Origin of the sequence: Desulfosarcina sp. (assembly GCF_033791525.1) — a bacterium.
Lineage (GTDB): Bacteria > Desulfobacterota > Desulfobacteria > Desulfobacterales > Desulfosarcinaceae > Desulfosarcina.
This window is the reverse complement of the sequence record NZ_JASJGN010000198.1, coordinates 1-10,238: the sequence shown is the minus strand read 5'-3', so window position 1 is coordinate 10,238 and position 10,238 is coordinate 1. Positions and strand designations below refer to the sequence as shown.

At 55.3% G+C, this 10,238-nt stretch carries 10 protein-coding genes; 5 read left to right on the top strand and 5 right to left on the bottom strand.

What is annotated here, in order from left to right:
• Positions 1–30: 30 nt before the first annotated feature.
• The 3 genes from QNK41_RS09825 to QNK41_RS09815 all read right to left on the bottom strand — a co-directional run bounded on the left by QNK41_RS09825 (position 31) and on the right by QNK41_RS09815 (position 3,458).
• Entirely contained in the window at positions 31–897 is an 867-nt protein-coding gene (locus tag QNK41_RS09825; protein WP_319256231.1) for an ABC transporter permease, read from the bottom strand.
• A complete protein-coding gene (locus tag QNK41_RS09820) occupies positions 894–1,979 on the bottom strand; it encodes an ABC transporter ATP-binding protein (RefSeq protein WP_319256228.1) in 1,086 nt (361 codons plus the stop codon). The genes QNK41_RS09825 and QNK41_RS09820 overlap by 4 nt, the downstream gene beginning before the upstream one ends.
• 414 nt (positions 1,980–2,393) lie before the next feature.
• Entirely contained in the window at positions 2,394–3,458 is a 1,065-nt protein-coding gene (locus QNK41_RS09815; protein WP_319256225.1) for an extracellular solute-binding protein, read from the bottom strand.
• A gap of 164 nt (positions 3,459–3,622) precedes the next feature.
• Between QNK41_RS09815 and QNK41_RS09810 the strand changes: the two genes are divergently transcribed.
• From QNK41_RS09810 to QNK41_RS09795, 4 genes are all read left to right on the top strand, one after another.
• A complete protein-coding gene (locus QNK41_RS09810) occupies positions 3,623–3,847 on the top strand; it encodes a hypothetical protein (protein ID WP_319256223.1) in 225 nt (74 codons plus the stop codon).
• A gap of 109 nt (positions 3,848–3,956) precedes the next feature.
• Positions 3,957–4,559, top strand: a complete 603-nt coding sequence (locus QNK41_RS09805; RefSeq protein WP_319256221.1) for a GNAT family N-acetyltransferase — start codon at positions 3,957–3,959, stop codon at positions 4,557–4,559.
• Positions 4,560–4,628: 69 nt separating this feature from the next.
• Positions 4,629–5,285, top strand: coding sequence for an NAD(P)/FAD-dependent oxidoreductase (locus QNK41_RS09800; RefSeq protein WP_319256219.1), 657 nt, complete (start codon positions 4,629–4,631; stop codon positions 5,283–5,285).
• 137 nt (positions 5,286–5,422) lie between these two features.
• A complete protein-coding gene (locus QNK41_RS09795; protein ID WP_319256217.1) occupies positions 5,423–5,998 on the top strand; it encodes a lipid-binding SYLF domain-containing protein in 576 nt (191 codons plus the stop codon).
• A gap of 314 nt (positions 5,999–6,312) precedes the next feature.
• On the opposite strand, the gene QNK41_RS09790 is transcribed toward QNK41_RS09795, so the two are convergent.
• Both QNK41_RS09790 and rlmN read right to left on the bottom strand, forming a co-directional pair.
• Entirely contained in the window at positions 6,313–6,501 is a 189-nt protein-coding gene (locus QNK41_RS09790) for a hypothetical protein (RefSeq protein ID WP_319256215.1), read from the bottom strand.
• Positions 6,502–6,759: 258 nt separating this feature from the next.
• Entirely contained in the window at positions 6,760–7,809 is a 1,050-nt protein-coding gene (gene rlmN, locus QNK41_RS09785; protein ID WP_319256213.1) for a 23S rRNA (adenine(2503)-C(2))-methyltransferase RlmN, read from the bottom strand.
• A gap of 221 nt (positions 7,810–8,030) precedes the next feature.
• Here rlmN and QNK41_RS09780 point away from each other — a divergent pair, with 221 nt between their 5' ends.
• Positions 8,031–9,725, top strand: coding sequence for a glutamine--tRNA ligase/YqeY domain fusion protein (locus QNK41_RS09780; RefSeq protein ID WP_319256211.1), 1,695 nt, complete (start codon positions 8,031–8,033; stop codon positions 9,723–9,725).
• Positions 9,726–10,238 lie beyond the last annotated feature (513 nt).

The following is a 10,238-nucleotide window of genomic DNA, read 5'->3' as shown; positions in this document are numbered from 1 at the left end:
TGTAGGGTCGCGTATTGGGCAGCGAACGGATCATTGAACCACCTGGCTGAGTTTCTGGCGGGTGAGTTTGAGCCCGATCCAGATAATCGTGGAAGAGAGGATCAGCAGCAGGAAGCCGAAGGCCGCACCCTGGTTCCAGTTAAAGCTGGCGATAAACTGGTTGTAGATCTGCTCGGTGAACCACAGCGAGTTCTTGCCGCCGATCAGGTTGGGGGTGAGGTAGTTTCCCAAAGTGAGCATAAAGACCACGATTCCCCCGGACACGATGCCGGGCATGGCATGGGGGATGATGATCCGCGTGACAATCGAAAAAACATTTCCCCCCAGATCATAGGCCGCCTCGATGAGGCTGTCGTCCAGGCTTTCCAGCACCGATATCAACGGTACCACCATAAACAGCATGGAGGTGTAAACCAAGCCCATGACCATGGTGATGTCGTTGTAGAGCATTTCCACAGGGACTTTCAGCAGCCCGGCTTGAAGCAGGAAGTGGTTGATCACGCCGCTTTCTCGAAGCAAGATCATCCACCCGTAAACCCGCACCAGTTCGCTGACCCAAAAGGGCATGAGCAGCAGCAGGCTGAGAAAACCGCTGAAGCGCGGCGAAACCACCTTGGTAATATAAAACGCCACCGGCAGGGACACGGCAAAAGTGATTGCGGTGGTCAGGATGGCGTATACGGCGGTGCGCGCGAACGTGCGCCAGTAAACCGGCTCGTTGAAAAAATTCAGGTAGTTGATCAGGCTCCACACCATGGCTCCTGCATCGTCTTCGATCCGGAAGGACATCAGCAGCAGATCGATGTGGGGCAGGACGATAAGTAAAAACAGCCACATGAGCACAGGCGTGACAAATATCAGGAAAGGCAGTGTGATGTGGGTTCGGGGGGCGTTCATGGTACCCTGAAGCAGCTGGCGGAACGGGCGTTCCAGCCGATGTCGACACGGTCACCGGTATTCAGGTGATCGTATTGTCGGTTCTGGGGCAGGGCGATCATCAGTTCCGCATCGCCGTCCAACGGTGTGGCCAGCAGCCGGCTGTTGGCCCCGTCGAAAAGGATTGACCGGATGGTCACGGTCAGCCGGTTGAAATCGTCCAGACCGGCATCCGGGGCTATGATGATGGCCTCGGGACGGATAAAGAACGAAACCGCGGTACCCGGTTTCAGATCCGGTGCAGCGCCGGCTGAGAAGGTCTGGCCGTCGGCGGTTTTGATCGTGCACAAATCATCCCGCTGGTCGGCCACGGTCCCGTTCCAGGCGTTGTTGTCCCCCACGAAGCGGGCCACGAAGGGCGTCTTCGGGTGGGCGTAGAGCATGCGGGGGGTATCCACCTGTTCAAACCGGCCCTTGTTCATCACGGCCACGTGGTCGGACATGACCAGCGCCTCCGACTGGTCGTGGGTGATGTAGATGAAGGTCGTCCCCACCTGGGCCTGCAGTTTTTTCAGCTCCACTTTCATCTGTTCGCGAAGCTTCAGATCCAGGGCCCCCAGGGGTTCGTCCAGCAGCAGCACGGCAGGGTCCAGCACCAGGCAGCGGGCAATGGCCACCCGCTGTTTCTGCCCGCCGGAAAGCTGGTCGATCTTTTTATTGCCGAACCCCGGCAGTCCCACCCGCTCTAATATATCCGCCACCTTTCTATCGATATCGGGCTTTTTCTCCTTGCGCCGCTGGAGGCCGAAGGCGATGTTCTGGACCACGTTCATCATCGGAAAAAGGGCCAGGTGTTGAAATATCAGGTTCACCGGCCGGCGGTTGGGCGGAAGGTTCGCCATGTCGCTGCCGCGGATAAGGATCCGTCCCCCGGTGGGTTCGATAAACCCGGCGATCATTCTCAGCAGTGTGGTTTTCCCGCAGCCCGACGGGCCCAAAATGGAAAAAAACTGCCCCTGCTCCACCGCAAAGGAGACTTCGTTCACGGCGGTAAAATCGCCGAACGTTTTGGATACCTTTTCAACCGACAGGTCTAAGGCCATATCAATCGCAGTTCATTTTTTGACGGGTCCGTAAAAACGCCGATTTCTTCGTTACGCTTCATTCCTCGGGATTCGCAAGCCTTGATCTCGGCGTTTTTACGAATCCGTCGGAAAAGCGATTATTACGAATCCATCATTTTACCAGACGTCTAAAAAAGCCTCTGAAAGTAAACACACGTTCTCCGCTTGCCGGGTCACTATCGCCCGACATGGTCACGACTGCTTATTACGATGCTTTCTTCGCTCTGCTTTGCTACATAGCAATTCATTCAGTGTCCGTCCAGAAATGGTAGGTTGGGGCTCAGATCAAGGCCGCAGGGTTATTGAAACCGCAGGCGTAGCCGCGCTACGTCGAGGATTTATATAACACGAGAACACAGAGCTGGGCCCCAAGATGCCAGTTCTGGATGGATACTATTTGGCGGCCTTGACCTTGTCTAAGATCAACCCTTCAATGGATTCCAGCTTGGCCGGAACCGGCGGATACCATTTGATGTTGTCGATATCGGCCTTGGAAAAAGAACGCTGGAAATTGGCTTTGACATCGGCATCATAATACTCGATGGCCCCGGCGGATGCGGTGCCGTATTTTTCCTTATTGGTGAACACGGCCGCATTTTCCGGCTTCATCATGAAATTGATCCATTGATAGGCCGCCTCGACGTTCTTGGCCTTGGCCGGAATGGTGAAGGTGTCGATCCAGCCCAGGGCACCGCTTTTGGGGGCCACGAAGTCGATGTCCGGATTTTCGGCATGCATTTTCCATCCGCCGTTGTCCCAGGCCATGGCCACAAAGACCTCTTCCGAACGCATGGACTGCAGCAAAGCATCCCCGTTGGTCCAGTAATTTTTGACCAACCCCTTGCCCGCGATCAGCTTTTCACCGACCCGTTCCATCAGCTTTTTGTAGCTGGTCGGGTTGGCGTACAGCACAAAGGGATCCTGCTGCATGGAAAAGGCAATACCGATCAATGTAGGACGTTTGAGCCGGTAGCTGACCCTCCCGTTGTAGGCGGGGTTGAGCAGGTCCTTGTAATCTGACGCATCGGGCGCATATTTGCGGTTCACGATCATCCCTGAGGTGCCGTAAACATGGGGAACGGCATAGCTCTTATCGCCGACCATGGTATTTTTCTTCACCGCCTCCAGCATGGAGGGAACGATCTGGGCAGCGTCCACCTTGGTATAGTCAATCGGCTGGTAGAGCTTGTACTTGGCCTGTACCGATGAAATGCGGTCCTGGCTGGGCTGGGCCAGATCAAACCCAGCGCCGCGGGTGGCCCGAAGTTTGGCAATCATCTCCTCGTTGTTTGAATAGGTTGCCTTTACCGTGATTCCGGTCTCCTTCTCGAACTTGTCCATCAACACCTTGGGGGCATACCCCTCCCAAGTAAGCAATTCGAGGGTTTCGGCCTGGCACGACAATGAAAATGCGAGGACCAGTGACACGGCGACACACACAACGGCTACTTTTTTCATTTTTTCTCCTCCTGTTGACATGCGTTGTTCATAACGCAGAATTGACCCGCTGCAACGCTTCGTGCTGCAAGGTTCAACGCCGAACCTGATCGGGGGATCATGAACTTAGAAATGGTGTTGAGAAAGATACATCGAACTATTTTTTATAGTATTCCCGGGCCGCCGTGGCGTCAATACGAAACCTGAAAAATATCGGCACACGGCTGGCAGGGGTACCCATGCCGGTAACGGCGGTGCAACCGGTCTTTTCCGGAAACGGCTTCGGCGAATATGGCAGACAATTGTTAGGCGCCGATGAGAAAGCCGATGTTTCATCACCGGCAAACAGCGTTGCAACATCCGGATTGCATTCACACGCGCTTTCCCGTATGAGAAGGCTCTCGCGGTGAAGTTTGCGATTATCATGCGGCGGTTGTTAACAATGATCACCATTTGACAAAAAAATCCCTCTGAATAGATTCTTCAATTAGCCGCCAACACCCGAACGGGTTGATTAAGATGGACTATCTTTTTGAATACCGAGCATTGTCCGAAACACTTTACGATGCCCTGACCGAAGATGTATTCTATAAAATCATGGAAAGCAGCGTTGCCGGTGGACCGGACCAGCGCAGGGAGGCCATGCTGCGCTATTATGACTACTCGATAAAAGAAGCCCGTCAATATGGCCAGCTGTGTCGGCCAAACGGGAAGGCCTTTGGCGTGTCAATCTGGTCCAAGCCGGTCAACGGTGATCTGTCCCAGCAGATTGCCAATCAAAGAAAAGCGTTTCTCAGGATCCACCTGAGCGACACCTGCCTTGCAAAATATACGCAGATCACCGGAGGCATGGCTGAACAGACTGAGAAGGTTGTGCCCCCGGGCAGTTGGTATCTCTCTATCGTCGGCATCGCCCCGGCATATCAAGGGCAGGGCCTTGGCGGCAGGCTGATCCGGCCGATTTTGGACAAGACGGACGAACTGGGCCTCCACACCTACCTGGAGACCTTCACCCTTCGGAACATGCGTTTCTACCAACGGCTGGGGTTTCAGGAAGCCAGCGCTTTCGATGAACCGGGCACGAAATCGCCTTACTGGGTGATGATCCGGGAACCGTCTTAGCGGGATACCATTGTCTTATTATACAAAGTGTTACCAAGCCACTACAGGAAACCGATCAGGAGGTTGAAAATGCTGAAACTGGGAGAAAAAGGCGCCATTTTACAACGCGACAAAGAGACCTATGCCATCGCCCCCCACATCCCCTGCGGTCTGGTCACCCCCCAGCTGCTGCGAACCATTGCCGATGTGGCAGAAAAATACGATGCGCAGGCAATCAAAATCACCGGGGCCGCCCGGGTGGTCCTGGTGGGGTTGAAGGAGGAGCACATCGATGCCGCCTGGAACGAACTGCAGCTGGACAAGGGCGCCGCAGTGGGGCTGTGCGTGCGCAGCGTGCGGGCCTGCCCGGGAAACACCTATTGCCGCCTGGGCAAACAGGACGCATTGGGCATGGGCATGACCCTGGATAAAAAATATCACAGCTTGGAGCTGCCCGGTAAATTCAAGATGGCCGTGTCCGGCTGCCACCTGAGTTGCTCCGAATCCTGGGTTCGGGATATCGGTCTGATCGGCCTCAAGGATGGCTGGAAGATGGTCATCGGCGGCAATGTGGGTGCCGAGCCGCGCATCGCCCAGGAACTGGTTTCCGGGCTGGATGATATGCAGGTCCTGGTTGCGATCGACAAAACCGTTCAGAGCTACAAGGAAAATGCAAAAAAGGGCGAACGGTTGGGCAAAATGATCGAGCGGGTAGGTCTGACACCTTTTCAGGAGGCGCTGGCCTGACCGTCAGTAGAAAACTGACTGCACGTGTCCAGGCCTGTATGGAAGCGGCAAACCACTGCGTCCTGACGGTTGCAGGCATTCATAGGCGAAGTACACCGCAGCCTTTGTCAGTTAAATTTTAAACGAAAGGGTCCCATATGAAACGCTTTGGTTTTATTAGCCTGACTGTCATGATGATGATGGCTGCCGCGCCGGTTTCGGTCTGTGCCGACAGCCACGCCGACGCCATTGCTGTATTTAAAACATCCCCTGCTGTGATGCCGTTTTTTGAAACGGCTTACGGCTACGCGGTTTTTCCCACTGTGGGTAAAGGGGGCCTTTTTATCGGAGCTGCTTACGGAAAAGGCAAAGTCTTTCGGGGCGACAACGCCACCGGCACAGCGACGCTGATCAAATTGTCGCTCGGATGGCAAGTGGGCGGTCAGGCCTTCCGCGAGATCATCTTTTTTGAGGACGAACGCGCTTACGATGAATTTACCCGTGGAGCCTTCGAGTTCGACGCCAATGCATCCGCGGTGGCTATCACGGCTGGCCTGCAGGCCCAGGCTGGATCCATGGGCAAGACAGCAGGTGCCAGCGTGGGGCCGTCCACCGGCAAACAAGCCGGCACCAGTTATCGCAAGGGAACTGCCGTTTTTGTCCATGCCCTGGGCGGCCTGATGCTCGAAGCCGCTATCGGCGGTCAAACCATCAGCTTCGAACCGTACCAATAGGTGATGCCTTCGGTCCACGGGTAATCTGCCCAAGCGGCGCAAAGCCCCGCTTGGCTTGCATGGAGGATCGTCGGAAATTGTTGCGGCCCCTTAGAGACGCTTTCGCCCCTTTGGCGGACGGTCATGCACGCCGGGAAGGCCAGGTCTCCAGACCTCTCAAAAAAAATTAAGGGGAAATCATGGGTTGGTTCATGATTTCCCCTTTTTGTATTGGAGGGTGTTACTATCGTCAGGTCAATGGCATTTCCTGCCGATTTATAACAAAGATAAGTTCTTTTTGTGATTGATTCAAGGGCAGGGGCGACCATCTTGATTTAAATTTTTCTCAGACTGGTGCCAAAGGCCATGAGACCGGCGCCGGAGAGGAGCATGTTCAGTGGTTCGGACAACAAGGTTTTTGGAAGCATGCCCGTACCGATAAAATCGGCCAACGCCCCGGAATTGAGCAAGGGAAAAACCACCAAAACGAATATCAAGGTAGATAATGCTGCTGTTTTCTTCACGACTCGCGCCCCTGCTGTATAACCATGAAATTAGCTTTCAACGGCCAACGATTTTCGAGCAAGCAAGAAGGGTAATAGCAATGGGAGTGCCAAGGCTGACGGGACAACCATGAGAATTGTTGACGACAATTTAAGTCGCTGCTATTCCAAATAATTAGGTATTATATAAACATCTTTATGCAGGATTCGGAAGGGTGTATTGTTGTAGAAAAAGTATGGTGAGAACTTCATAGAAAAAGACAAAATATGAAAAAGTTTTCATAGCTTTTCAAAAATCAAGCCCTTGTTCTTCCCGCCCAACTGACCGCAGGCGGCCATGATGCGGCCGCCTTTTTCACCGCGCCTTCGAACGAACACGTTTTCGGCCACCAGCCATGCATGAAATAGTTCGTATGCGTCCGTTGACGGGGGGTGCCATTCACAGCCGGGCGTCGTGTTGTAGGGAATCAGGTTCAGCTTGACTGTCATGGGCGCCAGGTATCGCGCCAGGGCCCTGGCATGTTCCTGCCGGTCGTTGATTCCTTTAATCAGCACATACTCCATAAACAAGGCGGCTTTTCTGGCCAACGGGTATCCGAGCAACGAATCTCGCAGCGCGGCCATGGGGATGGACCGGTTGATGGGCATGAGCCGTGAACGGATGTCATCGGTGGGTGCATTGAGGGAGACGGCCAGGTTCACCGGCGCACCACCTATCCGGGCGAGACGGTCGATGCCGGCGGTGAGACCAACGGTGGAAACGGTGATATAACGCCGGGCAATGTCCAGCCCCCGCTGATCCGTCAGCACCCGAATGGCCTGAATCACGTTGTCCAGATTGTCCAACGGTTCGCCCATGCCCATGAAAACCACGTTACGGATATCGATCCCCAGCTGGTGACGGGCGGCAAACACCTGGCCGACGATTTCCGCAGCGGTGAGGCTGCGCAGCAGCCCCATCTTGCCTGTCCGGCAGAAACGGCATCCCATTCTGCATCCCACCTGGCTGGACACACACAGGGTGTGGCGCCTGAACATGGGGATGACCACCGACTCGATGTCCAGTTCATCCGCCAGGCGGGTCACGAATTTAACCACATCCCCGCCGGACACCCGCTTGACCAGCCGGCCCGTCGACAGCACCAGATCGGTTTCCAATTGACCGGCCATTTCAGACAGACCGGAAAAGGCGGCTAACTCGTGAAATGCCGTTTTCCCCGTTTTCATCACATGGCGGTAAACCGGCGTGCTGATGTGGGATCCCTTGCCGTATCGCCTGCGAAAGGCATCAACAAACTGGTCATGGGTGGTATCGAGAATCTTTAGCAACGATCGTCCAATGATATTAGTTCAATATACGGTTTTTTGTGGGGATCGTATGTTATCAGCATAAAAAAGCAACTGCAATCGGTTGACTCAGTTTGACACCCACTATGCTTTTTGCGATATTCAGGGCGGCCCGGCATGCGAATTCCGCAGCCGCCGCCCGGATCAGACAACCATTGCAGGCAGCTTGAATCTGCCTGGGGAAAACCAGGGGACTAATTAAGATGAAGGAAAACGAAACCACGCCCGGATCCAACTTCATAAGGACCATCATCGAAACGGATCTGAAGGCCAACAAAAACAATGGACGGCTGGCCACCCGGTTTCCCCCGGAGCCCAACGGCTACCTGCACATCGGCCACGCCAAATCCATCTGCCTGAACTTCGGGGTGGCCAACACCTACAACGGCACCTGCAACCTGCGCTTCGACGACACCAACCCCACCAAAGAGGACGTGGAGTATGTGGACGCCATCATGGAGGACGTGCGCTGGCTGGGATTCAACTGGGATGACCGCCTGCACTATGCCTCGGATTATTTCGAACAGCTTTACGATTTTGCCGTTCAGCTCATCCGGACAGGCAACGCCTACGTGGACGATCTGAATGCCGATGAAATCCGTCAGCACCGCGGCACCCTCACCGAACCGGGCACGGACAGCCCGTGGCGCAGCCGCAGCGTGGAAAAGAACCTTGACCTGTTCCAGCGGATGCGCGCCGGCGAGTTCGAAGACGGCTCCCGGGTTCTGCGGGCCAAAATCGACATGGCCCATCCCAACCTGATCATGCGTGACCCCACCTTGTACCGCATCCGTAAGACCAGCCATCACCGCACAGGCGACACCTGGTGCATCTACCCCATGTACGACTTCACCCACTGTCTGTCCGACAGCATCGAAGGCATCACCCACAGCCTGTGCACCCTGGAGTTCGAAAACAACCGCCCCCTGTACGACTGGGTGCTGGACCATGTTGACGCCCCCTGCCACCCCCAACAGATCGAGTTCGCCCGATTGAACCTGAGCTACACGGTGCTGAGCAAACGCAAACTGATCCAACTGGTCGACGAGGGCCATGTGAGCGGGTGGGACGATCCGCGCATCCCCACCATCTGCGGCCTGCGGCGCCGCGGCTACACCCCCGAAGCCATCCGCAACTTCTGCGACCGCATCGGCGTGGCCAAGCGTGACAGCGTGGTGGACGTAGCCTTGCTGGAGTACAGCATCCGTGAGGACCTCAACAAACGGGCCCCCCGGGTCATGGGCGTATTGCGGCCCCTGAAGGTAGTCATTGAAAACTATCCCGTGGGCCAGGTGGACGAGCTGGAGGCGGTTAACAATCCCGAAGACCCGCATGCCGGTGTGCGCAAGGTCCCCTTTTCCCGAGAAATCTACATCGAGCGGGACGATTTCATGGAAAACCCGCCCAAGAAATTCTTCCGACTGGGACCGGGCCGTGAGGTGCGGCTGCGCTATGCCTTCTTCGTGACCTGCATTGATGTGATCAAGGACGAGAAATCCGGCGAGGTCGTCGAGCTGCGCTGCACGTATGATCCGGCCACCCGTGGCGGCGACGCCCCGGACGGCCGAAAGGTCAAAGCCACCCTGCACTGGGTGTCGGCCGCCCACGCCGTGGACGCCGACGTGCGGCTGTACGACCGTCTCTTCAGCAAGGCCAACCCGGACGAAAAGGAAGAAGGCAAGACCTACATGGATTTCATCAACCCCGAGGCCCTAAAGGTGCTGCACGGCTGCAAACTGGAACCCAGCCTGGCCGATGCCGGTCCGGGTTTCTTCTGCCAGTTCGAGCGCATGGGGTATTTTTGCGTGGATGCCAAGGACTCGAAGCCCGGCGCTCTTGTATTCAACCGCACGGTGACCCTTCGAGATGCCTGGGCCAAGCTGAAGAAAAAATCCTAAAGAAACCCCGCAGAATATCCAATAACGAATGTCGAAGGGTGGTATCTCTGCACGACTCCGATTGCTAAAGAAACGGAACGCCTTCCTTCTGAAATCTGCGGTTCCTTGTTTGCCATTGGACGCGACCTGGGGCGACCTGGGGGGGGGATGATGACCTGGGGATGATGACCTGGGGACGGGTGATGACCTGGGAGGACCTGGCAAGGACTTGGGGACGGACCAAGGGAGGACCTGGGGACGGACCAAGCTAAGTATCAAGTATTAAATACTAAACATTGAAATAGAGGGCCTATTTGGGGTCTATATCGCGATTTTCGGGTTCAAAAATCGAATTATAGGCGGATTGTGCTTCCCGCAGTTCAAATGCTCCTTCAGCCCAAAACGCCTTTTCGCTTCGAAGAGCCATTGAATCCAACGGTGACGGTCCTGTTTAAATTTCAGCAGGAATTCCCGTTTGTGGCATCTTTGGGTAATGTGCCAGATTTGATCCGGAACATAATGTCGTTTTGCCCG